The organism is Streptomyces sp. NPDC014861 (assembly GCF_043081625.1).
GTDB lineage: Bacteria > Actinomycetota > Actinomycetes > Streptomycetales > Streptomycetaceae > Streptomyces.
On the sequence record NZ_JBIBWV010000001.1, the window covers coordinates 422,160 to 448,390 of the forward strand.

General features: G+C 73.7%; 24 protein-coding genes and 1 tRNA gene. 4 read left to right on the top strand and 21 right to left on the bottom strand.

Annotated features, from left to right (window positions below):
- Positions 1-28: 28 nt before the first annotated feature.
- A complete protein-coding gene (locus ACF1BN_RS01810) occupies positions 29-307 on the top strand; it encodes a hypothetical protein (RefSeq protein WP_392329600.1) in 279 nt (92 codons plus the stop codon).
- Here the strand turns inward: ACF1BN_RS01810 and ACF1BN_RS01815 are convergent.
- From ACF1BN_RS01815 to ACF1BN_RS01840, 6 genes are all read right to left on the bottom strand, one after another.
- Positions 304-810 (bottom strand): methylated-DNA--[protein]-cysteine S-methyltransferase, encoded by a 507-nt coding sequence (locus tag ACF1BN_RS01815; protein WP_392329601.1) that lies wholly within the window; start codon positions 808-810, stop codon positions 304-306. The two genes, ACF1BN_RS01810 and ACF1BN_RS01815, sit on opposite strands and share 4 nt — an antisense overlap.
- Before the next feature lie 12 nt (positions 811-822).
- A complete protein-coding gene (locus ACF1BN_RS01820) occupies positions 823-2,292 on the bottom strand; it encodes an AlkA N-terminal domain-containing protein (protein WP_392329602.1) in 1,470 nt (489 codons plus the stop codon).
- A gap of 86 nt (positions 2,293-2,378) precedes the next feature.
- On the bottom strand, positions 2,379-3,158 hold the full coding sequence (locus tag ACF1BN_RS01825; RefSeq protein ID WP_392329603.1) for a metallophosphoesterase: 780 nt from the start codon (positions 3,156-3,158) through the stop codon (positions 2,379-2,381).
- 106 nt (positions 3,159-3,264) lie between these two features.
- A complete protein-coding gene (locus ACF1BN_RS01830; RefSeq protein ID WP_392329604.1) occupies positions 3,265-3,885 on the bottom strand; it encodes an L-threonylcarbamoyladenylate synthase in 621 nt (206 codons plus the stop codon).
- Between the two features lie 9 nt (positions 3,886-3,894).
- Positions 3,895-5,328 carry a phytoene desaturase family protein gene (locus tag ACF1BN_RS01835; protein ID WP_392329605.1) on the bottom strand — a complete coding sequence of 478 codons (1,434 nt, stop codon included), beginning with the start codon at positions 5,326-5,328 and terminating at the stop codon, positions 3,895-3,897.
- Between the two features lie 74 nt (positions 5,329-5,402).
- Positions 5,403-6,251 carry an inositol monophosphatase family protein gene (locus ACF1BN_RS01840; RefSeq protein ID WP_392329606.1) on the bottom strand — a complete coding sequence of 283 codons (849 nt, stop codon included), beginning with the start codon at positions 6,249-6,251 and terminating at the stop codon, positions 5,403-5,405.
- Between the two features lie 108 nt (positions 6,252-6,359).
- On the opposite strand from ACF1BN_RS01840, the gene ACF1BN_RS01845 reads away from it, so the two are divergent.
- Entirely contained in the window at positions 6,360-7,415 is a 1,056-nt protein-coding gene (locus ACF1BN_RS01845; protein ID WP_392329970.1) for a biotin/lipoate A/B protein ligase family protein, read from the top strand.
- A 120-nt stretch (positions 7,416-7,535) separates the two neighbouring features.
- Positions 7,536-8,354 (top strand): S1 family serine peptidase, encoded by an 819-nt coding sequence (locus ACF1BN_RS01850; protein ID WP_392329607.1) that lies wholly within the window; start codon positions 7,536-7,538, stop codon positions 8,352-8,354.
- Positions 8,355-8,457: 103 nt separating this feature from the next.
- On the opposite strand, the gene ACF1BN_RS01855 is transcribed toward ACF1BN_RS01850, so the two are convergent.
- The 12 genes from ACF1BN_RS01855 to ACF1BN_RS01910 form a co-directional block, all read right to left on the bottom strand.
- A tRNA-Leu gene (locus ACF1BN_RS01855) sits at positions 8,458-8,545 on the bottom strand.
- Positions 8,546-8,641: 96 nt separating this feature from the next.
- Entirely contained in the window at positions 8,642-9,055 is a 414-nt protein-coding gene (locus ACF1BN_RS01860) for a VOC family protein (RefSeq protein WP_392329608.1), read from the bottom strand.
- Between the two features lie 117 nt (positions 9,056-9,172).
- On the bottom strand, positions 9,173-10,033 hold the full coding sequence (locus ACF1BN_RS01865) for a metallophosphoesterase family protein (protein WP_392329609.1): 861 nt from the start codon (positions 10,031-10,033) through the stop codon (positions 9,173-9,175).
- Positions 10,034-10,299: 266 nt separating this feature from the next.
- Positions 10,300-11,688 (bottom strand): hypothetical protein, encoded by a 1,389-nt coding sequence (locus ACF1BN_RS01870; RefSeq protein WP_392329610.1) that lies wholly within the window; start codon positions 11,686-11,688, stop codon positions 10,300-10,302.
- A complete protein-coding gene (locus tag ACF1BN_RS01875) occupies positions 11,685-12,911 on the bottom strand; it encodes an ATP-grasp domain-containing protein (protein WP_392329611.1) in 1,227 nt (408 codons plus the stop codon). Before ACF1BN_RS01875 ends, ACF1BN_RS01870 begins: the two co-directional genes overlap by 4 nt.
- Positions 12,908-14,254, bottom strand: a complete 1,347-nt coding sequence (locus ACF1BN_RS01880; protein WP_392329612.1) for an MFS transporter — start codon at positions 14,252-14,254, stop codon at positions 12,908-12,910. Before ACF1BN_RS01880 ends, ACF1BN_RS01875 begins: the two co-directional genes overlap by 4 nt.
- Positions 14,247-14,723, bottom strand: coding sequence for a redoxin domain-containing protein (locus tag ACF1BN_RS01885; protein WP_392329613.1), 477 nt, complete (start codon positions 14,721-14,723; stop codon positions 14,247-14,249). The genes ACF1BN_RS01880 and ACF1BN_RS01885 overlap by 8 nt, the downstream gene beginning before the upstream one ends.
- Before the next feature lie 55 nt (positions 14,724-14,778).
- Complete coding sequence (locus ACF1BN_RS01890) at positions 14,779-16,104, bottom strand: glutamine synthetase family protein (protein WP_392329614.1); 1,326 nt, start codon at positions 16,102-16,104, stop codon at positions 14,779-14,781.
- A gap of 10 nt (positions 16,105-16,114) precedes the next feature.
- Positions 16,115-17,503 (bottom strand): SidA/IucD/PvdA family monooxygenase, encoded by a 1,389-nt coding sequence (locus tag ACF1BN_RS01895; protein ID WP_392329615.1) that lies wholly within the window; start codon positions 17,501-17,503, stop codon positions 16,115-16,117.
- Positions 17,500-18,750: an NAD(P)/FAD-dependent oxidoreductase gene (locus ACF1BN_RS01900; protein ID WP_392329616.1), complete on the bottom strand. Its 1,251-nt coding sequence runs from the start codon at positions 18,748-18,750 to the stop codon at positions 17,500-17,502. The genes ACF1BN_RS01895 and ACF1BN_RS01900 overlap by 4 nt, the downstream gene beginning before the upstream one ends.
- An 11-nt stretch (positions 18,751-18,761) precedes the next feature.
- Positions 18,762-20,051: an ATP-grasp domain-containing protein gene (locus tag ACF1BN_RS01905; RefSeq protein WP_392329617.1), complete on the bottom strand. Its 1,290-nt coding sequence runs from the start codon at positions 20,049-20,051 to the stop codon at positions 18,762-18,764.
- A 97-nt stretch (positions 20,052-20,148) separates the two neighbouring features.
- A complete protein-coding gene (locus ACF1BN_RS01910; protein ID WP_392329618.1) occupies positions 20,149-20,304 on the bottom strand; it encodes a hypothetical protein in 156 nt (51 codons plus the stop codon).
- A gap of 189 nt (positions 20,305-20,493) precedes the next feature.
- Between ACF1BN_RS01910 and ACF1BN_RS01915 the strand changes: the two genes are divergently transcribed.
- The gene (locus tag ACF1BN_RS01915; protein WP_392329619.1) at positions 20,494-21,501 is read left to right on the top strand and encodes a LuxR C-terminal-related transcriptional regulator; all 1,008 of its coding nucleotides are present in this window, start codon (positions 20,494-20,496) and stop codon (positions 21,499-21,501) included.
- A gap of 57 nt (positions 21,502-21,558) precedes the next feature.
- On the opposite strand, the gene ACF1BN_RS01920 is transcribed toward ACF1BN_RS01915, so the two are convergent.
- The 3 genes from ACF1BN_RS01920 to ACF1BN_RS01930 form a co-directional block, all read right to left on the bottom strand.
- Complete coding sequence (locus tag ACF1BN_RS01920; protein WP_392329986.1) at positions 21,559-21,684, bottom strand: hypothetical protein; 126 nt, start codon at positions 21,682-21,684, stop codon at positions 21,559-21,561.
- 104 nt (positions 21,685-21,788) lie between these two features.
- On the bottom strand, positions 21,789-22,139 hold the full coding sequence (locus ACF1BN_RS01925) for a hypothetical protein (protein ID WP_392329620.1): 351 nt from the start codon (positions 22,137-22,139) through the stop codon (positions 21,789-21,791).
- Between the two features lie 18 nt (positions 22,140-22,157).
- Positions 22,158-26,069 carry a polymorphic toxin-type HINT domain-containing protein gene (locus ACF1BN_RS01930; protein ID WP_392329621.1) on the bottom strand — a complete coding sequence of 1,304 codons (3,912 nt, stop codon included), beginning with the start codon at positions 26,067-26,069 and terminating at the stop codon, positions 22,158-22,160.
- Positions 26,070-26,231 lie beyond the last annotated feature (162 nt).

Consider the following 26,231-nt stretch of genomic DNA (forward strand, 5'->3'; position numbering starts at 1 on the left):
GCCGATCGGCGATGCCCGCCCTCCCGGCGTGACGGGGGTCGCGATCCTCAGCGGTGCCGGTATCTCCACGGACTCGGGCATCCCGGACCACCGGGGGCCGAACGGGCTCCGGCGGCGGGACCCGGAGGGCGAACGGCTGGTCACCTACGGGCCGTGCACGGCGGACCCCGACGTCCGGGCCCGGCTGATCGTCGTGAACGCCGAGCCGACCCCGTACGACCCGCTCCCGCTCGCCGCCGAGGTGCTTCGTGAGCCGATCGGCACGGCGCTCCCGGCGCTCCCGGCGCTCCTCCGGCGGCTCGTCTAGAAGAGCGCGTCGGGCTGGTCCGAGCCGCCCGCCTCGAAGGCGAGCAGCCGCTTCTTCCGGTCGAGGCCGCCGCCGTAGCCGGTGAGGCTGCCTCCGGAGCCGATCACGCGGTGGCAGGGCACGATGATGCCGACCGGGTTCTTGCCGTTGGCGAGGCCGACCGCGCGGGAGGCGCCCGGCTTGCCGAGGGCCTCGGCGAGCTCGCCGTAGGTGCGGGTCTCCCCGTACGGGATGAGCTGGAGCTGCTCCCAGACGCTCTGCTGGAAGGGGGTCCCCTCCAGGTGGAGCGGGAGGTCGAACTCGGTGAGCTCGCCCTCGAAGTAGGCGTCGAGCTGGCGGATCGTCTCGCCGAAGGGGCGGGGGTCGCGCTCCCCGAAGGTGTCCTCCGGTGGGCGGTGGCGCTGTTCTGTCATGTAGACGCGGCTGAGGACGCCGTCGACGGCCACCAGGGTCAGCGGCTCGTAGGGGCTGTCCACGACCGTGTGCACGACGGTGCGAGGCATGGTGCGACTTCCTTACGCGGGGAGGTGGTTGATCGGGTGGGAGTCGGTCGCCCAGAGGTACTGGACGGCATAGGCCCGCCAGGGTGCCCACTGCGCGGAGCGGGCGGTGAGCGCGGCGGGCGTGCCGGGCAGGCCCAGGCCCTCGGCGGCGCGGCGGACGCCGAGGTCGCCGGGGAGGAAGGCGTCGGGGTCGCCGAGCGCGCGCATGGCGATGACCTCGGTGGTCCAGGGGCCGAAGCCGGGCAGGGCGAGCAGCCGGGCGCGGGTCTCCGCGCGGTCCGTGTCGGGGCCGAGGGCGAGTTCGCCGTCGGCGAGGGCGCGGACGAGGGTGAGCAGCGTGGTGCGCCGGCTGCGGGGCAGGGCCAGGGTCTCGGGGTCGATCCCGGAGAGCGCCTCGGGGGTGGGGAAGAGGTGGGTGAGGCCGCCCTCGGGGTCCTCGACGGGAACGCCGTGCGCGGTGACCAGGCGGGCCGCGTGGGTGCGGGCCGCGGCCGTGGAGACCTGCTGCCCCAGGACGGCGCGGACGGCGAACTCGGCCGGGTCGACGGTGCCGGGGACGCGTCGGCCCGGTGCCTTGTCCACGAGGGGGGCGAGCAGCGGGTCGGAGCGGAGCTGGTCGTCGACGGCGACGGGGTCGGCGTCGAGGTCGAGGAGCCTGCGGCAGCGGCTGATGGCGTGGGTGAGGTCGCGCGGGTCGGTGAGCGAGAGCCGGCAGGCGATGTGGCCGGGGCGCGGGGCGAGGGCGACGATCCCGTGCCCGTACGGGAGGGCCAGGGTGCGGCGGTAGGCGCCGTCGCGCCACTCCTCGACGCCGGGGACGCCGGTGGCGGCGAGGTGGCCGAAGAGGTTGGACGGTTCGAGCGGGGCCCGGTAGGGCAGCCGGAGGCTGATCACGCCGGGGGTGTGCGGCGCGGCGGGCTGGGAGGCGCGAGCGCGGAGTTCGCCGGGGGTGAGGGCGAAGACCTGGCGGACGGTGTCGTTGAAGGAGCGGATCGAGGAGAAGCCGGCGGCGAAGGCGATCTCCCCGAAGGGCATCCCGGTGGTCTCGACGAGGGTGCGGGCGGTCTGGGCGCGCTGGGCGCGGGCCAGGGCGAGCGGGCCCGCGCCGAGCTCGGCGAGGAGTTGGCGCTCGACCTGCCGGGCGGACCAGCCGAGCCGGCGGGCGAGTCCGGGGACGCCCTCCCGGTCCACCACCCCGTCCTGGATGAGCCGCACGGCGCGGGCGACGGCGTCCGCGCGCACGTTCCACTCCGGGGAGCCGGGACTGGTGTCGGGGCGGCACCGCTTGCAGGCCCGGAATCCGGCCCGCTGGCAGGCGGCGGCACTGGGGTGGAACTCCATGTTCTCGGGCTTGGGCGGGACCACGGGGCAGCTGGGCCGGCAGTAGATCCGAGTGGTCAGGACAGCGGTGAAGAACACGCCGTCGAAGCGGGCGTCCTTGGACTGGACGGCCCGCACACAGCGCTCGGTCTCGGTGTGCATGGATCCATGATCGGGGATGCGCGGGCGTCAGGCTGGCAGAAAAGCGACATCGACCTCACGGGCCGGGTCATGGTCCCCGGCGCGGGTCAGTCGCCGACGGTGACCGTCCGGTAGTGGGTGGTGAGCCGGCCCTCGGCGTCGAGGACGTGGAAGGCGACCCCGGGCGGGGCGTCCCGGTGCACGTACTGGCTGTCGGGGCTCGGGTGCTCCCAGGGCAGCCGGATGGTGGAGACGACCCCGGGGGCGACGAGCAGCGGGCGGCCGGCGAAGGTGGTGGCGGCCGCGGTGTGGGCGTGTCCGGCGAGGAAGGCCCTGAGGTGCGGGTGGCGCCCGGCGAGCGCGGCGAGCCGCTCCTCGCCGACCTGGCGGATCTCGTCCACGTACGGCGTGCCCAGGGGCACCGGCGGGTGGTGGAAGGCGACGAGGACGGGGGTGTCGCGCGGGGTGTCGGTGAGGACGCGGTCCAGCCACTCCAGGGTGCCGTCCTCCAGGTACCCGTCGTCCTTGCCGGGGATCGACGAGTCGCAGACGGCGAGGACGAAGCCGTCGCCGCGCAGCACCTGGTCGACGGGGGCGGCCGGGGCCGGATCGCCGTCCTCGTGGAGCAGCGGCCCGAGGCCGGCCCGGAAGGCCGCCCGGTCGTCGTGGTTGCCGGGGCAGACGACCAGCGGGTGGCGGCCGGTGAGGAGGGCGCGGGCGCGGTCGTACTCGGCGGGGTCGGCGTGGTCGGCGATGTCGCCGGAGACGAGGACGGCCGCCAGGTCGTACGGCAGGTCCTCCAGGTGGCGCAGGACGGCGCGGGTGCGCGCGGTGGCGCGCTCCCCCGCGTCGATGTGGATGTCGCTGACGTGGGCGATGACGATCACGCGGGAGCCTCCGGCGGTCGGGGTGGACGGCGGTTCACCCGGCCGACCGTACGGTGATCGCGTGCGGCGGCGTAAGGGCCACCGGACGCGATGTGGCCCTTCTCGATCACTCGAAGCGGTCGGGGTCGCCGGCGCCGACGCGGACGATCTCGGGCTCGCCGCTGGAGAAGTCGACGACGGTGGTGGGGACGGTGCCGCATTCGCCGGAGTCGAGGACGGCGTCGACCTGGTGGTCGAGCCGCTCCTTGATCTCCCAGCCCTGGGTCAGCGGTTCCTCCTCGTCGGGCAGGAGGAGGGTGGAGGAGAGCAGGGGTTCGCCGAGTGAGGCGAGCAGCGCCTGGGTGACGCGGTGGTCGGGGATGCGGACGCCGACGGTCTTCTTCTTGGGGTGGAGGAGCTGGCGGGGCACCTCCTTGGTGCCGGGCAGGATGAAGGTGTAGGCGCCGGGGACGGCGGCCTTGACGGCGCGGAAGACCCGGTTGTCGATGTGCACGAGCTGGCCGAGCTGCGCGAAGTCCGCGCACATCAGGGTGAAGTGGTGCCGGTCGTCGAGGCGGCGGATCTCCCGGATGCGGGTGAGGCCGTCGTGGTTGCCGATCCGGCTGCCGAGGGCGTAGCAGGAGTCGGTGGGGTAGGCGATGAGTCCGCCCTTGCGGATCGAGTCGGCCACGCCGTCGATGATGCGCGGCTGGGGGTTCTCGGGGTGCACGTCGATGTACTTGGCCATGGGGTGAGTCTAGGTTCCGGCGCCGTCGAGGTTTCTGAGGTGGCGCCAGACGGCCTTGGCGGCGTTGTGCCCGGACATGCCGTGGACGCCGGGGCCGGGCGGGGTGGCGGAGGAGCAGAGGAAGACCGCCGGATGGGGGGTGTGGTACGGCCACGGGGAGAGGGTCGGGCGCAGCACGAGCTGGAGGCCTCGGGCGGCGCCGCAGGCGATGTCGCCGCCGACGTAGTTGGCGTTGCGGGCGGCGAGTTCGGGCGGTCCTGCGGTGGCGCGGGCGAGGACGCGGTCGCGGAAGCCGGGGGCGAAGCGCTCGATCTGGCGCTCGATGGCGTCGGTGAGGTCGCCGCGCCAGCCGTTGGGCACGTGCCCGTACGCCCAGAAGACGTGCCGGCCCTCGGGGGCGCGGCTCGGGTCGACGAGGCTGGGCTGGGCGGTGATGAGGAACGGGGTGTCGGGGGCGGTGCCGGAGGACGCCTGGCGCAGCGCGGTGTCGATCTCGCGGACGGAGGGGCCGATCTGGACGGTGCCGGCGCGGCGGGCGGCCTCGGCGGTCCAGGGCACGGGCCCGTCCAGGGCGTAGTCGATCTTGAAGGCGGCGGCGCCGTACGCGTAGTGGGCGTAGTGGTGGGCGCCGAAGCCGGTGATGCGGGCGAGGGCGGTGGGCGAGGTGTCGAAGAGGTAGGCGCGGGCGGGCGGCAGGTCGTCGAGGCGCTTGACCTCGTACCCGGTGTGGACGGTGCCGCCGAGCTCGGTGAGGTACGCGGTGAGGGCGTCCGGGATGGCCTGGGAGCCGCCCCGGGGCACGGGCCAGCCGACGGCGTGCGCGGCGAGCGCGAAGACGAGGCCGACGGCGGAGGTGGCGAACCCGTCGAGCGGGGCCATCACGTGGCCGATCATGCCGGCGAGGAGGGCGCGGGCCTTCTCGTCCCGGAAGCGGCGCAGCATCCAGGTGGCGGGCTGGAGCCCGGTGAGGCCGAAGCGGGCGAGGGTCACCGGGTCCCGGGGCAGCGCGGTCAGCGGCAGCTGCATGAAGTCCCGGGCGAGGTCGTCCCAGCGGCCGAGGAAGGGCGTGACGAGCCGGCGGTAGGTGCCGGCGTCGCGCGGGCCGAGGGAGGCGGCGGTCTCGGCGACGGAGCGGGAGAGGACGGCCGCGGTGCCGTCGTCCCAGGGGTGCGCCATGGGCAGCTCGGGGTGGAGCCATTCCAGGCCGTACCGGTCGAGCGGCATGGTCCGGAAGACCGGCGAACCGGCGCCGAGCGGGTGGACGGCGGAACAGGGGTCGTGGCGGAAGCCGGGGAGGGTCAGTTCCTCCGTACGGGCTCCGCCGCCGACGGTCTCCCTGGCCTCGAAGACGGCCACGGAGCGGCCGCGCCGGGCCAGCTCCACGGCGGCGGTCAGTCCATTGGGCCCCGCCCCCACGACGACGGCATCGAGCAGCGACGTCACCTCGGACTCCTCACGTCGGCCGACGGTACGGAAGGGCCAGGATAGGCCCGGCCCCGCTCGCTCCGGGTCATGGGTCAGTCCCCGGCCGGGCCGCCGGAGAGGAGGGCGCGGATCCGCTCGGCGGTGGCCGCGTCCCGGGCGGCCGTGAACGGCAGCGTGTTGCCCCCGGTGATCCGGAACGGCTCGCCGGTCACGGTGGTCTGCGCGCCGCCCGCCTCCGCGACCAGCAGCAGCCCCGCCGCGTGGTCCCAGGCCAGCTCCCAGCTGAAGGCGGTGGCGTCCAGCTCGCCCCGGGCGATCGCCAGGTACTCCAGGCCGGCCGAGCCGCACGGTCGGGGCCGGACGCCTTCGGTCACCAGGCCCAGGAGGGCCCGCTTCTGGTCGGCGGTGGTGTAGTCGGGGTGCGAGGTGGCGACCTCCAGGACCGCGCCCGGAGCGGGCGAGCCGGACCGTATCCGCTCGCCGTTCAGGAACGCGCCGCGACCCCGCACGGCGACGGCCAGCTCGCCGAGGGCCGGCGCGTAGGTCCAGGAGGCGAGGAGCTCGCCGCCCTGGGCGAGGGCGACCAGGGTGCAGAACGCCGGGTCACCGTGGACGAACTGGCGGGTGCCGTCGACCGGGTCGACGATCCAGACGGGCGCGTCGCCGCGGAGCCGCCCGTAGAGCCCGGGATCGGCGTGGACGGCCTCCTCGCCGACCACGACGGAGCCCGGCAGCAGGGCGGTCAGCGCCTCGGTCAGGTGCTCCTCGGCGGCCCGGTCGGCGACCGTCACCAGGTCGTACGGCCCCTTCTTCTCGACGATCTCGTGGTCGGCGAGCTGTCGGAAGCGCGGCATGACCTCCGCCGCGGCCGCCTTGCGGACCGCTTCCTCCACCTCGGTCGTACCGCCGTCGAGGACGTGCTCAAGGAAGGATTCGATCATGCGTCCAGCTAAGCACGCGGGTCCGACAATCGGTACAGGGCCTCGGGAGTACGCTTTGGACGGTTTCACCCCTTGGTGTTCGAGGTCCCCGAGAGGCAGGTCGGTCCGGTGCACGGCGAGTACAAGGTCCCCGGCGGGAAGCTGGTCGTCGTCGACCTCGACGTGGAGGACGGGGCGCTGGCCCGGGTCCGGGTGGCGGGCGACTTCTTCCTCGAACCCGACGAGGCGATCCTCGCCATCGACCGCGCCCTGGAGGGCGCCCCCGCCGACACCGACGCCTCCGGGCTCGCCGCCCGCATCGACGCGGCGCTGCCGCCCGGCACCCAGATGTTCGGCCTCACCACGGAGGGCATCGGGGTGGCGGTCCGCCGGGCCCTCGCGCACGCCACCGACTGGACCGACTACGACTGGCAGCTGATCCACGAACCGCCGCAGCCCCCCGCCCTGCACATGGCGCTCGACGAGGTCCTCACCGCAGAGGTCGCGGCCGGCCGCCGCCCGCCGACCCTGCGCGTCTGGGAGTGGGGCGCCCCCGCCGTCGTCATCGGCAGCTTCCAGTCGCTGCGCAACGAGGTCGACCCGGAGGCCGCCGAGCGGCACGGCATCCGGGTGGTGCGCCGGATCAGCGGCGGCGGCGCCATGTTCATCGAGCCCGGCAACACCATCACGTACTCGCTGTCGGTCCCCGACGCCCTGGTGCAGGGCCTGTCGTTCACCGACAGCTACGCCTACCTCGACGACTGGGTGCTCGGCGCCCTCGGCGACATGGGCGTCAAGGCGTGGTACCAGCCGCTCAACGACATCGCCACCGAGGCCGGGAAGATCGCCGGCGCGGCCCAGAAGCGGATGGTCACCGGCGACGGCGCGGTGCTGCACCACGTGACGATGGCCTACGACATCGACGCCGACAAGATGACCGAGGTGCTGCGGATCGGGCGCGAGAAGCTCTCCGACAAGGGCACCAGGAGCGCGAAGAAGCGCGTGGACCCGCTGCGCCGCCAGACCGGCCTGCCGCGCGAGGCCGTGATCGAGCGGATGATCGACTCCTTCCGGCAGCGCTACGGCCTCACGGAGGGCCGGGTCACGGAGGAGGAGCTGGCGCTCGCCGAGGAGCTGGCGCGGTCGAAGTTCTCCTCCCCGGAGTGGACGGCGCGCGTGCCCTAGAGGACCCTTCGGGGAGCCGGCGCGGGACGGGTCCCGGCGGGCGCGACCGTGCCGGTGACCTGCTCCGTACCGGCTCGTTGACGCCATGGACACGCTGGGTCGACGGCCACGGAGGGCACCTTGGGACGGACGAGGACACGGACGGCGGCACTCCTGGGGGCCTGTCTGGGGGCGCTCCTGGCGACGGCACCGGTCGCGCCGCCCGACGCGGCGGCGATCGTCGGCGGCCGGGAGGCGGCCCCGGGGACGTACCCGTACGCGGCGGCTCTCGTCGACACCGCCCGCCACCGGCAGTTCTGCGGCGGCGTCCTGATCGGTCCCCGGCACGTCCTGACGGCCGCCCACTGCCTGACGGGCTCGTACGCCGACCCCGGCCGGGTCGCGGTCCTCCTCGGCGACCACGACCTGCGGACGGCGACGGAGTCCCGCCACGCGCGCGTGGCCCGCCCCGCCCGCTTCACCCCGCACCCGCGCCACGACGCCCGCACCCACCACGACGACCTCGCCGTCATCACCCTCACGGCCCCGGTCCCGGCCGACGCCGGGGTCCGCCCGATCGCGCTCCCCACCGCTGGAGAATCGTTCGCCCACACCCGTCTGGAAGCCGTCGGCTGGGGCGCGACCTCCTTCGGCGAGGCGCCCTCCCCCGTGCTGCGCACGGTCACCCTGGACACCCTGCCCAACCCCGCCTGCGCCCTGCGCGGGATCGACGGCCTCACCCCCGCCCAGCTCTGCACCTGGACCCCCGGCCGCGACACCTGCGTCTACGACTCCGGCGGCCCCCTCGTCCACCGCGCCCCCGACGGCCGCCCCGTCCTGGCCGCGCTGGTCTCCTACGGCCGGGGCTGCGCCACCGACACCCCCGCGGTGAACACCAGGATCACCGCCCACCTCTCCTGGCTCACCCGCACCACGGGCCTGCGCCCACCGGCCTCCTGACCGGCGCCCACCGGCCTCCTCACCGGCGCGCGGCCGGTCGGGAGCGCGAACGACGACGAGCCGTGCGCGCCGGTTCGCACCGGCCTGCACGGCTCGTCGTCGATGGTGTCCGAGGGGGGACTTGAACCCCCACGCCCGATAAAGGGCACTAGCACCTCAAGCTAGCGCGTCTGCCATTCCGCCACCCGGACAAGGTGTCCGCCGCCCGCGGTCTCCCGCGCGGCGACGAACATCAATCTATCAGGTGTTCGAGGTGCTTCTCACCCGTGTTTCCGGTGGTCAGCGGGTCAGGAGGGCTCGACGGAGATGTTGACCATCCAGGTGATGCCGAACTCGTCCGTGCACATGCCGAAGACGTCGCCCCACATCTGCTTCTCCAGCGGGACGGTGACCGTGCCGCGCGCGGAGAGCTTGGCCCAGTAGCCGCGCAGCTCGGCCTCGTCCTCACCGCTGACGCTGACGCTGATGTTGTTGCCGGGGGTGTTGTCCATGCCGGGCGGGGTGTCCGAGGCCATGAGCGTGAAGCCGGCCGGGGTCTCCAGCATGCCGTGCATGACCTTGTCCTCGAACCCGGGCGGCGCCTCGCCGAACTGGGAGTAGGTGTTGACGGCGAGTTCGCCGCCGAAGACGTCCTGGTAGAGGTCGAGTGCCTGCTTCGCCTGGCCGGTGAAGCTGATGTAGGGGTTGAGCCGGGAGGCCACGGGTCGCTCCTCTGGGGGGGGTGGCTGTGTGCGTGCGACCTTAGGCACGCCGTCCGCCCTGCGGCCGGTGCCGCGCCGGGGCCGGGGCGGTGTTGGGCCGGTCGGGAGCGGCGATCCTCAGCGCGGGCCCGGCAGGATGACGCGCGGCGCGTACTCCGTGGACCGGGGGCGCCATTCCCGGGGGTAGCCGAGGGAAACCTCCTCGAAGCGCACCCCGTCGTGGTACGTCGTGCGGGGGATGTGCAGGTGCCCGTAGACGACGGCCTCGGCACGGAACCGGGTGTGCCAGTCGGCCGTGCCCACCGTCCCGCACCACTGCGCGAACTCCGGGTACCGCAGGATGTCGGTGGGCTGCCGGACGAGCGGGTAGTGGTTGACGAGGACCGTCCTCGTGTCCGGCGGGACGGCGGCCAGCCGCGCGGCGGTGTACTCCAGGCGCGCCCGGCACCATTCCTGCCGGCTCGGATACGGATCGGGGTGCAGCAGGTACTCGTCGGTGCAGACGATGCCGGAGGCGTGGGCGATCGCGAGTCCTTCCTCGACCGTCGTGGCGCCCGGCGGGTGGAAGCTGTAGTCGTAGAGCACGAACAGCGGCGCCACCGCCACCGGCCCCTCCGGGCCCTGCCAGACGGGGTACGGATCCTCGGGGGTGTCCACGCCGAGGGCCCGGCAGGTCTCCACCAGATGCCGGTACCGCTCCTCGCCGCGCCGCTGCGACGGATCGGAGGGACGGGTCCACAGTTCGTGGTTGCCGGGCGCCCAGACGACGCGGCGGAACCGGTCCGCCAGGGACGCCATCGTCCGGGCGAAGAGCGCGCTGTCCTCGACGACGTCCCCGGCCACGATCAGCCAGTCGTCCTCGTGCCCGGGCCGCAAGGCGTCGACCACGGCGCGGTTCTCACCCGACGTCACGTGCAGGTCGCTCACCGCCGTCAGCCGCGGGCCACCGGCGGACACGGATCGACTCGCCTCATCCATACGGCAACCATACGATGCCCCCATCCGGCGAACGGGGCCGCACCGAAGTCACCATGACGTCTCGTCAGGACTGCCGGGTCGGAGCCCAGCCGGCGTAGGCGGTGGCCTGGAGGCCGTACAGGTCGACGTAGCGGCCTCCCAGGCGCATGAGTTCATCGTGGGTGCCGGACCCCGACGAGCCGGGTCGCGGCGGTCTCCTCCAGGGCGCGCGGGACCCGTTCCCGGTCGCCCCCGCGCCGCTCCGGCGAACCGCTCGCCCCCTCGGTTCAGTGGCGCGTCGACTGGAACACGCCGGTGGCGTGCGCCTTGTTGTCGTACGAGATGACGTCGGCGCCGTGCTCGGGCAGCCCCCGGATGAAGCCGCCCGCGTAGCGGCGGCCGATCAGGAAGGCGCCCCAGTTGAGGACCCAGCGGGTGGGGTCCCCGGGGGCGCGGGCCGGGAAGTGCTCGGCGCGCGGGGAGACCAGTTCCTGGACGACGTAGCGGCCCGGAGCCGCGCCGAGGAGCAGGTCGCTCCACTGCCCGGGGGTGACGGCGCGGCCGAGGACCGTGCCGGTGCCGCCGAGGCCGTGGGCCGGCTTGAGGACGAGTCGTTCCCGGTGACGCGCGCAGTACGCGAGGAAGTCCGCGCCCTCGCCGCGTACCCGGATCCGGCCCGGGCGGACCTCGTGGGTCCAGGGCACGAGCCTTTCCACCAGGGCGCGTTCGGCGGAGGCGCACGACGCCAGGAAGCGCTCGTCCCAGAGCATCGCGAGAGCGCGCTTGTTGCCGTGCATCGACGTGCACAGGGGGGACACCAGCGCCACGCCGCAGCGGGCGAAGGTGTCGAGCAGCCGCTCGGCGACGGCCGTCGAGGCGGCGTCGGCCGTCAGCTCCCCCAGGGTGAAGAAGCGGTAGACGACGTCCACGGGACGGCCCTCCACCAGGACCCGGCCGCCTGACTCCTCGACCTGGCCGGTGTGGCACGCGAACGCCTCCACGCCGTGCCGGGACAGGAGTTCGGCGAAAGTGCTCAGGTCCGCCCGCGTCTTGTCGAATCCGGCCGACCAGTCCATCAGGGCCACGCGGACGTGTCCGTCCGGTCGGCCCGCCTCGCGGGCGGCGGCCTTCACGGCCTGTGCCAGCAGCTCCACGGTGTCGGGGAACTCCAGGCGCTCGGCCTCCGCGAAGGCGGCGAAGGCCGGGTCGTCGAGCAGCAGGCGGTTGAGCTCGGGGGTCTGCGTGCCGCCCAGCGCGCTGCTGAGGTTGAACTCCAGGAGCCGGAAGCCGTCACCGTCGTGGTAGAGGTCGGCCCTGCCGATGCGCCCGGGGTGCGGCACGGGGGGACGCAGCGCGAGCCGGATCTGCTCCGGGCGCAGGCCCACGGCCCGGCCGAAAGCCGCGCGGTCGCCGTCGAAGAGCCGGTCGGGCAGCGCGAACAGCAGGTCGACGATCCCGGAGAGGTCGGCGGCCAGCCCCTCGGCCTCCGCCGCCTCCAGGAACACCGGACGGGTCAGGAAGCGGTCCTCCAGGCCCTGCTCGACGAGGTGCAGCCGCCCGGGATCGGTCGCGGCGGGCCACAGGCCCCGCCGCCCGACCGGGGCGTTCAGATACCGCTCGGTGAGGGGGTTGCGGGCCGCGTCGACGGCGGCGCGGACGGCCGTGATCTCGCTCACGCCTCCTCCCGCCTGATCACGACGGCGGCCGCCGCCGCGCGGGCGCGCGCCAGTGCCTCGTCGGCGGTGCCGCCGAGGGCGGTGACGGACCCGCAGCGGTCGCCGGAGGAAGCCGTGGGACGTACTTCGTCCCCGCGCTCCACGTCGCAGGACACGCCGACGACGCCCTCGTGGCCGGCGGCCGTCTCCAGGCCCGTCACCTCGGCGACGACTCCGGGGTCCGCGGTCATGAACCAGGTGGCCGCCGCGCCCGCGCGTCCGGACGCGGGTGCCACGTCGACACCGGCGATCCGGGCGGCCAGCAGGTCGCGTACGTCGCGCCCGGTGACGTGGCGGACGAGGTCGACGATGCCGTCGCCACCCGGCCGGTTGTGCGACTCGACCACGCGGGGGCCGGCGGCGGTGAGGATGATCTCCGTGTGCGCGGGCCCCTCCGCGAGGCCGACCGCCTCCAGGAAGCGGCAGGCGGCGTCCGCCAGCGCGGCGCGCCGCTCCTCGTCCACCCGGGCCGGCACGACGTGGCCGATCTCGACGCGGCGGGAGTCGGTGAACTTCTCGGTGACCGCGAGGACCTCGTGGATCCCCGCGCGGGAGAACGTCTCCACGCTGAACTCCGGGCCGTCGAGAAACTCCTCGGCGAGCAGGGCGCCCGGTTCCCGCTCGACGCGGGCGCGCGCCGCGGCCAGGTCCTCCTCGCCGCGCGCGACGAGCACGCCCTCGCTGCCGGAGCCGTCGCGCGGCTTGAGCACGAGCGGCAGGCCGCTCTCCGCGGCGAACGCGTCCACGTCCGCGCCCGTGCGCATCAGACCGGCCCGCACACCGCCCTCGCCGGAGAGGGCCCGCAGGCTCTCCCGCATGAGGGCCTTGTCCTTGAGTGTCCGTACCGTGTCCAGGCTGTTGCCGCCCAGGCCGAGCGCGTCCGTGATGCGGGCCGCGGCGACCAGGAAGCGCTCGCGGACGGTGACGACCTGCTGGAAGGGGACCTCCCGGTGCAGGGCGACGGCCCGGCGTACCCACGCATCCTCCGAACCCCCCGAAAGGAGCCACGCCTCGTCGCAGGCTTCGTGATGGGCCGGCGTGAACTCCTCGGGGGTGCCGAAGTAGACGACGTGGCGGCCGTGGCCGCGCAGGGCGGCGGGGAGCCGGGTGCCGCCTCCCAGGACGAGGACGGCGGCGCGGCCCGGGCGCGCGGCCGGGGCGGGATCCGGCGCGAGGTCGGTCATGAGGACTCCTGGACGAGAGTGCGGGTAGGGGGCGCGGACGGGCTGTCCGCGGTGGTGGGGGCGACGGCCTCGCCGCCGGCGGCGGCCGCCGCGCGACGCGCCGCGGCGGGAACCGCGAGACTCGCGACCGCGACCACGGCTCCGAGCGCGATCCACCCGGCGACCGGGCGCCAGGCCGGTCCCGGTGCCAGGCACACGGTGGTGAGCACGAGGGGGGCCACCGCTCCGGCGGCGCCGCGCCCCAGGGAGAAGAAGCCCTGGTACTCGCCGTGGGAGCCGGCGGGCGCCAGTTCGTAGCTCAGCCCGTACGCGCCGGCGGCGTGCCAGAGCTCTCCGGCCGTGTGCACCGCCATCCCGGCCACGAGCAGCACGACCGCCAGGACCGGGGAGTGGGTGAACGTGACGCAGCCGATCAGGATCCAGGCCGCCCAGAGCAGCCCGCCCGAACGGCGGACCGCCGCAGCGGCGCCCTCCACGGTGCCGCTTCCCCGGGAGAACGGCACCTGGAGCAGCACCACCAGGACGGTGTTCGCCAGGATCACGGCCGAGATGCTCCACTTGGGGGCGGCGGTGTGGCTCGCGATCCACAGGGGCAGGGCCAGGGACAGCACGTCGTAGTGGATGCTGGTGAGTCCGCAGAGCGCGGTCACGAGGGCGTACGGGCGGTCGCGCAGGACCGCCCGGCGCGGCGGCCCCCCGGGGGCCGTCGTCACGGGCACGACCGCGGGCACCTTGACCAGCGGCAGCGCGGCCAGCACGTAGGCGGCGGCGTTCAGGAGGACCACGGTCACGTACGCGGTACGGGTGTCGGCGGCCAGCACCAGGCCCGCGAGCGCGGTGCCGATGCTCAGGCCCACGTTGGTCACGGACCTGAGCAGCGCGCGCAGCCGCACCCGCGCCTCGCCGGTGCCGACGGAGCCGATGACGGCCCCGCGCGCGGCGCTTCCGCCGCGTTCGGCCAGCGCGGCCAGCGTGGCGGCGGCGACGAACGCGCCCATCGAGTGCACCAGGGTGAACGAGGCGGTGGCGGCGGCCTGGACGCACAGCGCGCCGGCGTAGGTGCCCCGCGCGCCGAACCGGTCGGCGACCCGCCCCAGCGGTACGCCCGCGGCCAGTCCGACGAGCCCCGCGACCGCCAGACCCAGACCGACCTGCGCGGCGCTCAGGCCCACGGAGCGGGTGAAGAAGAGGGCGCTCACCGGCAGCAGGAGGCCGCTGCCGGTCTGTCCCACGAGGGTGGACACGGCCAGCGCGCGGGGGGCGCCCGGTGCGGGGAGGGCCGCGATCGCCCGCCGGAGCGGGGACGGGCGGACGGGGGCCGGGTCCGCGGAGGGCTCAGACATCGTCGGTCTCGGGCGCGCGCCCGAGTTCCGCCAGGGCCTCCAGGGCACTGGCCGCGTGCCGGGCGGGGTCGGGCACGGGGTGGACGAGGCTGCGCACCCGGCCGCTCCGGTCGAGGACGACCACGGCCCTCTCGTACAGGGTCCGCTCCCCCACGCGCACTTCGGGGACGCCGAACGCCCGCCCGAGCTCCAGGCTCTCGTCCCCGACGAGCGGGTAGCCGAGTTCCCGCTCGCGGGCGAACGCGGCCAGCGCCCCCGGGGCGTGCGCGCTGACGCCGAGGACCCGCGCGTCCGCGCGGGCGAACGAGGCGGCCTCGTCACGCGCCGAGCACAGCCCGGTCGTGCAGCCCGCGAGTCGCGGCAGCGTCTCCCCGATGCCGGGCTCGGTGATGAAGAGCAGAACGGTCCACTCGTGGTCGGGGGACGGGATCCCGACAGGGCCCCGGTCGGTCGCGGCGGTCGTACTCATCGGTCTCTCCTGCGCGAAGGGGTGGGCGTGGTGCGGGCTCGCTCGCGGCGGGGCGTCACTCGGACTCCGCGTAGCGCTCGGTCTCCCAGGCGGTGACCAGTCGGTGCCAGGCGTTCCAGTCGGCACGGCTCGACGAGACGGCGGCGTGCGTGGCGAGCTCGCCGAGACCGGCGCGGACGACGGGGTCGTCGCCGAGGGCCCGCAGGGCGTCGGGGAGGTCCGTGGGGAGCGCTCCGATGCCGCGCAGGGCCAGTTCCGCGTCGGACAGTTCGGCGACCGCGTCCTCGCAGGGGTCGGGCAGTTCGAGCTTCCGGTCCTGCCCGTCGGCGAAGGCGGCCAGGATCCCGCTGAAGAGCAGGTAGGGGTTGGCGGCCGGGTCGGGGCTGCGCAGTTCGAGGCGCATCGAGGAGGGCACGCGGCCGTCGCCGCACACCTTGAAGGCCGTGGACCTGTTGTGACGGGCCCAGCTGCGGTGGATCGGGGTTCCCGAGCGCGGCACGAGGCGCTTGTACGAGTTGACGGTCGGGTTCCCGATCGCGGTGAGGGCGGGGGCGTGGTCCAGGACGCCGGCGAGACTGTGCCGGAAGAGCTCGGACATGCCGTGCGGGTCCGAGGCGTCGTGGAAGAGCGGTGTCGCCCCCGACCGCGTGCTCTCCAGCGAGACGTGGACGTGCAGGGCGTTCCCGTACAGCTCCGCGAGGGGCTTGGGCATGAACACGGCCTTCAGACCGCGCCGGCGTGCCATGGATCGCGCCGTGTGCTTGAGCAGCAGCAGCCGGTCCGCCGTCTCCAGGGCGCCGCCGTGCCGGAAGACGATCTCCCGCTGTCCCGGGCAGACCTCGTGGTGGTGTCCGTCGACGGTGACGCCCATCAGTTCCAGGGCCTGGCTGACGTCGCGGCAGACCTCGTCCACCTGCTCGTCGTGTCCGAGGTCCCAGTAGCCGTGGGAGTCGGCGGGGCGGGCGGCCGTGCCGTCGGCCGCCGGGCGCAGGAGGTAGAACTCGGCCTCCACGCCGAGGACCGGCCGCTGCTCGCGGTGTTCGGACGCCTCGACGGCCTTGCGGAGCACGGCGCGCGGGTCGCCCGCGAACGGCTGTCCGTCCGGGGTGAGGACGTCGCAGAAGACCAGGTCGACGGTCAGCCCGGAGGCGGTGCACCAGGGACGGCGGACGCGGGTGCTCTCGTCGGGCCGGAGCCGCAGGTCGCTGTGGGCGGGGTCCCCGTGGCCGAGGAGGACGGCGCCGTCCACGGTCCATCCGCTCTCGCGGACGTCCTCCCAGCGGGAGCCGGGGATCTCCAGGGTCTTGAGCCGACCCGCGATGTCGGTGAAGAGCAGCTGGACGAAGTCCGGAACGCGGTCGGGTGAGTGGCGGGACGCCATCGGTCTTCTCCTATCGGAAGCAGCGCGAGCTGTGCCGGGGTGCCGCGTCGGCGGCGCCGGCGGGGAGGGGTACGGAGGCCGCGTGGGCGTGCAGCACCCGGTCGGAGAGCAGCCCGAGGGAGCTCAGGTTCGAGAAACCGGGCCCCTGGGTGAGTCCCGCGAGGTTGGGCAGGTGCAGCCGGGCCGCCATGCCCGCGACGGAGAGGGCCCGGTCGATGGAGCGCTCCAGCGCGGGTCGGGTGATCGGCCCGCCGACGGCGGCGCTCAGGGCGTCCAGCGCGTGCGGGCCGAGGATCCCGGTGAACCAGAGGTGGTCCCCTCCGGTGGCGTCCACCACGACGTCCGCGCGCAGTTCCGTCCTGCGACCGGAGTAGCCGACGGAGACGGCGACGTCGCCGTCCGCCGTACGCCGCGCGTCCGCGGCCCGCCCGGGCCGCCAGGCCACCAGGTCGGTCGTGGCCAGGTCGCGCTGCACCTCCTGGGAGAAGACCCCGCGGTCCGTCCGCCGGATGAACTCCCGGCGGTCGGCCTCGTCGAGGGCCGTCCAGCCCGCGGGGTCGCTGTAGCCGCGGTTCTCGAAGAGGCTCTCGCCCCGGCTGTAGAGCGTCGCTCCCGGGGTGACGACGGTGACCCTGCGGTCCTGGTGGACGGCGGCCTCGCGGACGACGGCGCCGGCGGTCTCGCCGGCCCCCACGACCGCCACGTGGCGGACCCGGTCGGGAAGCCCGGTCATCGCCAGGCCCCAGAAGTCGGCGACACTCAGGACGCGTTCTCCGTCGGCCGCGAGGGGGCCGCCCCGGGGGGCGCCCTGTCCGGACACGACCAGGCCGCGGCCGTGGATCTCCTGCCGGACGCCGTCGCGGGTCACCGTCACCTCCCATCCGCCGTCGTGGAGCTCCGCGCGGGTGGCCTCTCCCCTGACCACGCGCAGGTTCGCCTCGCCGGCCGCCCACTCCAGGTAGTCGGCCCACTGCGTGTGGGAGGGCTGCGGCCTGCCGCGGTCGATCCATTCCGCGTACCGGCCCTCGGCGAGCAGGTGGCCGGCCCAGCTGAAGCCGGTCATGCGCCGCGCGACGCGACGGGCGACGGGACTGTCGGGGCCGCCCCAGGCCGTGCGGTCGTAGGGGAATCCGAGGTCCTTCTCGGGGTAGGTGCCCAGGCGCTGCCGGCCGTTGGTGTAGCCGGCGCCAGGACGCCAGGTGGCGGCGGTGCGGTCGCGCTCGACCGCGACGACCTCGGGCACGTCGACGCCCAGGTCGCGCAGGACGCTCGCCTTGGCCGCCAGGGCCACGGCCTTGGGGCCCGCGCCGATCACCAGCAGGGGTGCGGAGGGGGACGAGCCCTCCGGTCCGTACGGGTCTCCCTGCCGGGTGCCGGTCTCGATCTCGATGATGCTCATGAGGTACCGCCCCCGGTCAGGAATCGGGCGGGATCGAAGGTGAGCGGGATGTGCCCGCCGTCGCCACCCGCCATCCGCTCGGCCAGTTGCTGCGGGACGATCTGGGAGTACGGCATCCCGTGGCCGTTGAAGGCGGCCATCACCCAGAGTCCCTCGGCCCCGGGCCATCGGCCCACGAGCGGGCGGCGGTCGGGCGTGAACGCCATCACTCCGCTCCAGGCCCTGACGACCTCCGCGCCGCGCGCCTCCGGCAGCAGGGCCGGCAGCGCGTCGGCCAGCCGGTCGGCCAGGTCGGGCGCGAAGAGGGGGGTGTTGGCGCCGGGTTCGACGGCGATGCCCTCGTCGCGGCCGGGCACGGTGTTGCGGAGGCCGCCGACGAGCAGCGACCCGTCCGGGGCCTGGCCGCCGTACAGCAGACCGCGGTCGAGCCCCCACTGGGGGATGCGGAACGGCACGGGCGCGGTCTGGACGAGCTGGCCGCGCACCGGGGTGATGAAGGGGTCGAGCTCCGGAAGGAGCCGGGGGGTCCAGGCGTTGAGGGCGACGACGACTTGGTCGGCCTCGACGGTCCCGGCGTCGGTCCGCACCAGCCAGCGGCCGCCGTGGGGTTCGACGGTCGTGGCGGTGACCCCGAGGCAGAACTCGGCTCCGTGCCGGACGGCGGCGGCGGCGATGCCGCGCACGTAGGCGACGGAGTGCACCGCGTCCTGGTCCGGCTTGTGCAGACCGCCGATGACGTCGTCCGACAGCTCCGTGCCGAAGGCCCGGCGTACGCCGTCGGCGTCGAGCCATGCGGCCGCGATGCCGTCGGCGGTCAGGGCGTCGGCGGTCCGTTCGAGTTCGAGTGCCTCGTCCTCGGAGACGGCCAGGTCGATCTTGGCCGTGGTGAACCGTGTTCCGCCCAGCCCTTCCCGCTCCGTGACCTCGTCCAGGAGGTCCTGGTTGCGCAGGGTGGCGCGGTAGATGGCGAGGGCTTCGGCGTGGCCGAACTTCTCGACGGCCGGGGCGTGCTGGAGGTTGCCTCCCTGGATCATCCGGCCGGCGTTACGGCCGGACGAGCCCATGGCGGGGGCGGGGTTGCGGTCGAGGACCACGGGACGGCGTCCGTCCCGGGCCAGCCAGTAGGCGAGGGTGGAACCCATGACACCGGCTCCGAGGACGCACAGTTCGGTGCGGGCGGGCGGTGGCCGGTGCGTCGCGGTCCACTGCGGACCGCTCTCCAGCCAGTAGGAATCGGGGGATCTCATAGGGCTCTCGATCAGGTCCAGCATTCGGAGCTGGGAAGTCGGTTCAGGGGAGGCTCGTCGGGCGCGGCGGGTGAGGTGACGACGGTGACGGCGGCTGCCAGACGCTCGGCGCGCGCGATGGCGCTCGTCGTGTCGGACCCCACGGCGATGACGTAGCCGGGGCGGTGGAGATTGCTGGTCGCGCCGTCGAGGCGGTCACCCTCGCGGGTGAGCAGCACGAGCCGTTCGCGGCGCGGGTCGAGCTCGGCGGACACCTCGGCGACGCCGTCGACGCGGCGGACCACGCCGGGTGCGGCGGTGAGGAAGCGGATGGCGGCGCCTCCCGTGAACGCGGTCCCCGCGAGGGCGTCCGGGTCCACGGGCTCGCCGAGGGCGAGGTCCGCGGCGGTGTCGTACAGGTCGGTGCCGGTGGTGAGCCGGACGAGGTCCAGGATGCAGTCGCCGGCCGGGCGCGGGTTGATCTCCACGACCCGGGGACCGTCGGCGGTGAGGATGAGTTCGGTGTGGGCGAGGCCGTGGTCGAATCCGACGGCCTTCAGCGCGGCCCGGACGATGTCCCCGGCCTCGGCCACGAGGGCAGCGGGCATGCGGGCCGGAACGGCGTGGCCGTACTCGACGAACGCCGTGCCGCGCGTGGTCAGTTTCTCGGTCGTCGCCACCACGCCGGTGACACCCGCGACGGTGACCGTCTCGACGCTGATCTCCTCGCCGATCATCTCCTCCTCGGCGAGGAGGCGGCCGTTTTTGGTGTGGCGGGCGGTCGCGTCCCACTCCGCGTCGAGCTCGGCCGGGCTCGACACCCGGGTCACCCCGCGTCCGGCGGAGGAGTCCGCGGGCTTGAGGATCAGCGGGTAGCGGAGGCCGTCGACGGCGGCGCGCCGTTCCGCCGGGTCGGCGGTGGCGGCGTCGAGCACGCGGAATCCGGGGCCCGGCACCGCCGACTCCGCCAGTCGTGCGCGGGCCCAGGTCTTGTCGGTGAGCCGGGTCAGCGTGTCGGGCGAGCAGCCGGGCAGGCCGAACTCCTCCGCGAGGCGCGCGACCGTCGGCAGCGTGGAGTCGAGGAATCCGATGACCCCTTTGCGCCCGGGTTCGGCGGCCAGGGCGGCCCGGCAGGCTTCGTAGACCTCGTCGGCGGGGCGCTGGGGGGAGAGGGGGATCTGGAGGTCGGCGAGCCTGAGGTAGGCGGCGGTGGCGCTCTCGGCCATCGCCAGGCTCAGGTCCGGCCGGGCGGTCCAGGCGGTCACGGCCCGCTCGCGCAGGCAGCCGACTCGGACCAGCAGAAGGAGGGAGGGACCAGCCATGTCGATGTTCACTTCTTCTTCGGGGACGGATTCCGGGGGCGGCGGGCGGTCCGAGGGGACCCGGCTGTCGCCGGATTCCGCGGACCGCCCGGGCCGGTCATCCCCAGCCGGTGTCCGAGGCCGCCCGGGCCTGCACGGTGAAGGACGTCGTCCCGCCGCCCTCGACGCCGGCCGCCTGGGCCTGGAGCGTCAGCGCCGTCGCCGCGACGACGGTCGCCGCGACGGCCAGAAACCACTGCTTGGTCTTGCTCATGTTCATTCCCCGTGATGTGCGTCTGACCTGCGATGTGTCGGTGGTCTCGGTTTCCCGTCCGACACGATCGATCCTGGCCACGACGTTCGGGGTTGGCTAGATCCGTCAGGGATCATGAACAGGCATGTACGAAAGAGGAAGCATGAACGAATGACAAGCAAACAGAAGATTACGGACAGATTCCCGGCTGTGGCGGTGTCGCCGGTCATGCGCGCGGTGTACCGCGCCGCGCTGCGGCGCGACGGTGCCACCAGGGACGAGCTCGTGGGGTGCGTCCTCGGCCACGACGAGGACCGGTGGACGGAGCGGGACGCGTCCGAGGCCGTCGACCGGCTGCTGTCCCTGCATCTCCTGCAGCCGTCGGACGAACGGCCCGGGCAGCTCCTGGGACGCCCGCCGGAGGTGGCGGAGGCGCGGGCGCTGCACCCGCTGCGGCACGCGCTCCGCGAGATGGAGGACCGTCTCGCCGGCTCCGTCCTGGAGCTGGCCGGGCTCAAGGACGTGTACGAGGGGGCGACGGGCGCCCACGCGGCGAACGGGGACCTCCTGCTGCTCTCGGCCGAGGACGTCAACGCGATGCTCGACGAGGGCGCGGCGGCATGCCGCACCGACCTCCTCACCGCCCAGCCCGGCGGCGCCCGGCCCGTGAACATCCTCTCCGAGGCGGTGGACCGGGACATGGAGATGCTGGAACGAGGCGTGCGGATGCGGACGATCTACCAGCACAGCGCCCGCTACAGCCAGGCGACCGAGGGGTACGTCGAGCGGATCGCCGAGGCCGGCGGCGAGGTCCGCACCCTGAACACGCTCTTCCCCCGGGTGATCGTCTTCGACCAGCGGGTCGCCTTCGTCCCGCTCGTCGACGGATCCGGGGCGCTCCGGGTCAGGCAGCCCGACCTGGTGGCCTTCCTGGTCAGCACCTTCGAGACGGCGTGGCGGGCCGCCCAGCCCTTCGCCTCCGCGTACGAGACGCGCCGCCGGCGGGTCATCGCCTCCGACATGCAGCGGTCCATCGCGCGACTCCTGATGGAGGAGGACAAGGACGCGGCGATCGCGCGGCACCTGGGCATCAGCGAGCGGTCCTGCCGGCAGCACATCTCCAAGCTGATGACCCAGCTCGGCGCCCGCAACCGCACCCACCTGGGCTATCTGATCGCGACCGAGATGCGGAGCGCGGACGCCTCCGACATCGGGTGAGACCCGGCGCCCCACCCGCTCGACCTGACGGATTCCCGGCGCCCCGACGAACCGCCCTCACGCGCCGAGCGCGGGGATGACCTCGGAGCCGTACGCGTCGATGGTGCCCTCCCGGTTGTCGTGCATGTCGTAGACGGCGAACTGGTCGACGCCCAGGCTCAGGCGCACATGCTCATCGATCACGCCGTCCATCAGGCCACGCAGGGCAGACAATCCCCACCCAGACAGGTGACGCCCGGTGAACGAGGCGCGGAAGCCCCACCGGCGGGACCGGCGGGGCTCCAGGGTCACTCGTCTCGCGGCTCCTCGGGAACGTCATCCGACGGGCCGACATCAAGGTACTGCCGGTACATCAGACGCGAAAGCGCCGCGTACGCACGCAGGTTGCGGGCGGATTCCCTGACCTCGGGACTGCCTACAGCGATCATCTTCTCCGCCCGGAGCAGGAGTCCGTCCAGGTAGGAGAGGACGTCGACTTTCGGAGGGTCATAGATCCCGTAGTCGACCAGGTTCGTCACCGACAAAAGGAATTCGTCGGACACCAGCAGATCCATTCGGAGATCCCGGGTTTCCTCGTCCACCCCCTGCGGGGGGCGGACGAGCTGTCGCCACAGGCTGTAGGAATCCATGAATTCCATTTCCCGGTACACCTCTCCCTAAGGCCTGTCGTTGTCGTTGTACCAGAAGGTGACGAGCTTCCGGTTCTTGATGATACCTCCCGGCCCCTTCCCTCCCGGAGTCCGATACCTGACGCCCTGCGTCCCGTCCGCCAGGTCGATCAGATCCGCGTTCAAATGCTGCCTGGCCGGATTCGACGCAAGCCATGCCTGCGCGTCCGCCTGATACTCCTGTTCCGTCTTCCCGAATGCCGTGGCGTGCTTCTTGTAGTGCTCGGTGAAGCTGACGGCGAGGGGCTTGTTCGGGGACATCCAGACGGCTTCGAGGGCCTCTTGGCAAGGCGTCCAGTTGTGCACGAGGACCGGAGTCCGGCCTGCCAGCACGTAATACGTGTGCAGGTCGTTCACCGTCAGGTCGTACGCGGGCTGGAGCTTCTTCCAGTGGGTGACCTTGGCGATCCGGGCGACATCGCCGACCGGGGTGCGCAGGGTGTCGCCGACGTCGAGGGCCGCCGCGTCGGTCCACTGCCGACGGTTCTGGGCCCAGAACGGGTGGTGGCCGGTTGCCGTGAGGGAACCGCCGCCGGCGGCGGCATCAAGAGTGATTCCGGTGAAGTCGACGTCATCGGGGGTGTGGATCGTCCCCTCGACGCGGCGTGTTCCGGACTTCCCTGTGACGGGATCGGTGGCCAGGACGACGTCGCCGACTCCGACACGTTCGATGGGGCGGGAGGTTCCGTCACCCATCAGCACCGGCGTGCCGGCGGGGAAGCTGTGCTTCTTGTCGGGACAACGCACCGCGTTGTCGATCTTCTTCTCGAAGCGCTTCAGCTTTTCCCAGAGCGACTCAGCCTTGTTGTACCACTTCTTCCCCTTGGGAATATAGGCACCCCAACCGAGGAACGGGACGGCGGCAGCGCAGGACCACGCCGCATCGGTGAACTTGCTCGAGTCTCCGAATGCGATTCCATCCAGGCCGTAGGTGAGGCAGTTGTAGCCGTCGAAGAACTCTCCCAGGCCGGGGACCCCGCCGACCAGGTCGGACCCGGCGTGGATCAACTCCCCCTTCAGGCGGATCTTGTCCGCGTACGAGAGGTTGAGATACCAGTGCAGCGTCTGCTTGGCGGCTTCTTTGGCGTAGTCGACGCCGTATTCCACGCCCTCCACGAACATCTGCCCGTAGGACTGGTACTTCTCCAGGGCCTTCTTCCACCAGGTCTGCTCGTTCGCCCGCGCCTTTTCGACGAGGTATGCGTCGAGATGCCGCTGGTAGGTGGCGGCCGCGGCGTTCGCGTCGGCTCCGGCGTTGATGGATGACTGGCGTGCGGCCTCGGCCCCGGCATAGGCCTCGGCGGCATAGCCGCGGGCCAGCTCGGCGCTGGCTTCGGCCCAGGCCGCGGAGGCGTTGGCGCTGTTCGCACTGGCACGGGCCTGCCGCTGGGCATTGCGGGCGGTGGCCGCGTGTTCGGCCGCCTTCTTCGCGGAGGCTTCGGCCTGCTTGGCGGATTCGTCGGCCTGGGTGGCGAAGCCTGCGGCCTGGGCGGCGTAGACCTGGGCCTGCTGGGCGTACTCCGTCGCCTCGTTGGACGCGTCCAGCGCGGTCGCGGCGTTCTTCTGGGCCTCGGCCGCCCGCTGCTGGGCGCCGGCCGCCACCTGTGCCGAGCCGGCGATGATGTTCTGGATCTGCGCGACATGGCCGGAGTTGATCTGATCCCGGCGCGCCGCCTTGTACTGGCCGTTCTCCACGAAAGTGTGCAGGCCCGGGCCGGGGCCCTCGATGGCGATGTCGGCGTAGGCCTTCACCTCCGGTCCGGCGTTCTCCGCCAGGCCTGCCACGGTCGCCTGGTCGTCGCTGTGACGGGCGGTGTACTGACCGGTGGTGAGGAAATCCAGCAGCGGCTGATATCCGGTGCCGTTGAGTGCGGCGTCCGAGGCCTTCTTGATGGCCGAGCCACCGGCGTTGCCGATGCGCGCGACCTCCACCCGGTAGTCGGAGACGGCTGCCTTGTGCTGACCGTCCACCAAGAAGGTGTGGATACGCGCCGCATCGCCGCTCAGTGCGGCGGTGGCGGCGTCCTTCACCGCTTGGTACGGCGAGTCGTCGGCCAGCTTGAGGACGTGGTCGCGTTCGTCCCGCTGCTCCGCCGCACGCCAGCCGTTGCGGGCGTACTCCACCACGACGGCGTCCGGGGCGCCGAGGACGCTCTCGGCGGCGGCGCGGCTCCACGGGCCCTGGGTCTGGAGGGCGGCCAGGGCCATCTTCCGGCCCGACGTGGCGATCTGGGCGGGGTCGGCCGAGGGCTGTGCGGCGTCCTGGGCGAGGCGGGCGAAGTCGGCCTGGAGCGTCTCGGCGTCCGTCTTGGCCTTCTTCTCGTCTGCCAGGGTCTTGTCGTACGCGGCCTTCATGTCCTTGGCCTGGTTGATGCCGGTGGCCTTGCGGGCGGCGAGTTCCTCGGCCTGGGCCTTGCGGGCCTGGTCGTGGATCTCCTTGGCCTTGCCCACGGCCGCCATGGCCTCGTTCGCGCGCTGAAGGGCCGCGTCGGCGTGGGCCTTGGCCTCCTCGGCCGCCGCCCTGGATCCGGCCGCGTGCTCGCCGGCCTTCATGGCGGCATCGGCGGCGTTGCGCGCGTGCTTGGCGGCCGAGCGGGCCGCGTCGCGTGCCTCGCGGGCGGCGCGTGCGGCGTCGGCCGCGTGCGCGGCGGCCTGGTTCGCGGCGCGGGTGGCCTCCGCCGCGTGGCGGCGGGCGGTGGCCGCGGCCTGGCGGGCCTCCGCGGCGGAACCGCCGGCTTCCTCGTTGTACCGGCCGGCTTCCTCCGCGGCGGCGGCTGCGCCGTCCGCGTTCACGATCGAGGACGCGGCGGCCTTCGCGGACGCGGCGGCGGCGTCGCCGGAGATCGCTGCCCGGTCCGCGGCGGTCGCGGCGGCGTCGGCGGCGTCGGCGGCCTGCCGGGCATGGGCGGCGAGCACCTCGTCGCGCTTGCCCGCCGCCGCGAAGGTGAGCACCTTGGCCGCGGCGTTGGCGGCTCCGGACGCGGCACGGGCGGCGGCCGTGGCGGCTGCGGCGGCGACCTGGGCCGCGGAGTTCGCGGAGCGTGCGGAGGAGATCGCCGCCTGCGCGGCCTGGGCGGCACGCCGGGTGGACTCCGCCGCGCGGCGGGCGGCGTCGGCGGCCTTGGCGGCGTCCTTCTCGGCGGCGTTCGCCTCGTCCCTGGCCCGCTCGGTCTCCTTCCGGGCCAGCAGGGACAGGGCGATGGCCTTGTCGGCGGACTCCTTGGCAGCCTTGCTCTCCCGCTCCGCCGCGTCGCCGGCCTCCTTGGCCTGCTGGGCGAGTTCGCTGACGGAGGCGTGCTCCTGGTCCTGCGCCCGGGCCACGTGCTGGCCGAAGGTGAGGAACTCGCGGACGTCCTCGATCGAGCCGTTGAGGGCCGCGGTGGCGGCGGCGCGGAGCTTGGGCCCGCCGGCCGTTTCGAGCTGCGCCACGCGGACCCGTGCGTCGGAGTCGCGCTTCTTGTACTGACCCTCGCTCAGGAAGGTCCGTACGGCTTCGATGTCGGAGTTCAGTGCGGCATCGGCGGCCTCCTTCAGAGTCCTGCCGCCGGCCTCGCCGATCCGGGCCGCCTCGACCCGCTGGTCCTGGTCCAGAGGCGCTTTCCAGCCCTCCTTCAGGAAGGCGTCCAGCTGCTCCGGGGTGCCCTCCAGCGCCTGCTCGGCCGCCTTGCGTACCGCCGGTCCGGCTTCTGCGATGACCTCGAGGGCCGCCTCGCGGTCGTCGAGGTTCTCCGCGATGGCGCGGCCCTTGTCGAGGAAGGCGCGGATGTCCGCGTCCGATCCCGTCAGGGCGGCCCCGGCGGCGGACTTCATCGCCAGACCGCCGGACTTCCAGTGGGCGACGGTCTTCTCCCGGTCACTGACCGGTGTCTCCTCGACCGCGGCCGCCGGTGCCGCGGACACCAGGGTCGACAGGAGGGCCAGCGGAAGCAGGCCGCCTACCAGCAAGCGCGAAACGCCGGGTCTCCTCCTCTCCCCGCCGTGTGGTCGGCCTGTTGTGTGACGCACGGATATCCCCCTCTGTACTGCCGGACCCGCCGGGACCGGCGTGCGTGGAACCCCGCC

Excerpts from the sequence above, each read along its gene's own strand:
- ACF1BN_RS01875 (WP_392329611.1), bottom strand. The coding sequence starts at position 12,911 with ATGACCGACCTCGCGCCGGATCCCGCCCCGGCCGCGCGCCCGGGCCGC.
- ACF1BN_RS01905 (WP_392329617.1), bottom strand. The coding sequence starts at position 20,051 with ATGGCTGGTCCCTCCCTCCTTCTGCTGGTCCGAGTCGGCTGCCTGCGC.
- ACF1BN_RS01885 (WP_392329613.1), bottom strand. The coding sequence starts at position 14,723 with ATGAGTACGACCGCCGCGACCGACCGGGGCCCTGTCGGGATCCCGTCC.
- ACF1BN_RS01840 (WP_392329606.1), bottom strand. The coding sequence starts at position 6,251 with ATGATCGAATCCTTCCTTGAGCACGTCCTCGACGGCGGTACGACCGAG.
- ACF1BN_RS01815 (WP_392329601.1), bottom strand. The coding sequence starts at position 810 with ATGCCTCGCACCGTCGTGCACACGGTCGTGGACAGCCCCTACGAGCCG.
- ACF1BN_RS01830 (WP_392329604.1), bottom strand. The coding sequence starts at position 3,885 with ATGGCCAAGTACATCGACGTGCACCCCGAGAACCCCCAGCCGCGCATC.
- ACF1BN_RS01895 (WP_392329615.1), bottom strand. The coding sequence starts at position 17,503 with ATGAGCATCATCGAGATCGAGACCGGCACCCGGCAGGGAGACCCGTAC.
- ACF1BN_RS01910 (WP_392329618.1), bottom strand. The coding sequence starts at position 20,304 with ATGAGCAAGACCAAGCAGTGGTTTCTGGCCGTCGCGGCGACCGTCGTC.
- ACF1BN_RS01900 (WP_392329616.1), bottom strand. The coding sequence starts at position 18,750 with ATGAGATCCCCCGATTCCTACTGGCTGGAGAGCGGTCCGCAGTGGACC.
- ACF1BN_RS01865 (WP_392329609.1), bottom strand. The coding sequence starts at position 10,033 with ATGGATGAGGCGAGTCGATCCGTGTCCGCCGGTGGCCCGCGGCTGACG.
- ACF1BN_RS01925 (WP_392329620.1), bottom strand. The coding sequence starts at position 22,139 with ATGGAATTCATGGATTCCTACAGCCTGTGGCGACAGCTCGTCCGCCCC.
- ACF1BN_RS01880 (WP_392329612.1), bottom strand. The coding sequence starts at position 14,254 with ATGTCTGAGCCCTCCGCGGACCCGGCCCCCGTCCGCCCGTCCCCGCTC.
- ACF1BN_RS01820 (WP_392329602.1), bottom strand. The coding sequence starts at position 2,292 with ATGCACACCGAGACCGAGCGCTGTGTGCGGGCCGTCCAGTCCAAGGAC.
- ACF1BN_RS01890 (WP_392329614.1), bottom strand. The coding sequence starts at position 16,104 with ATGGCGTCCCGCCACTCACCCGACCGCGTTCCGGACTTCGTCCAGCTG.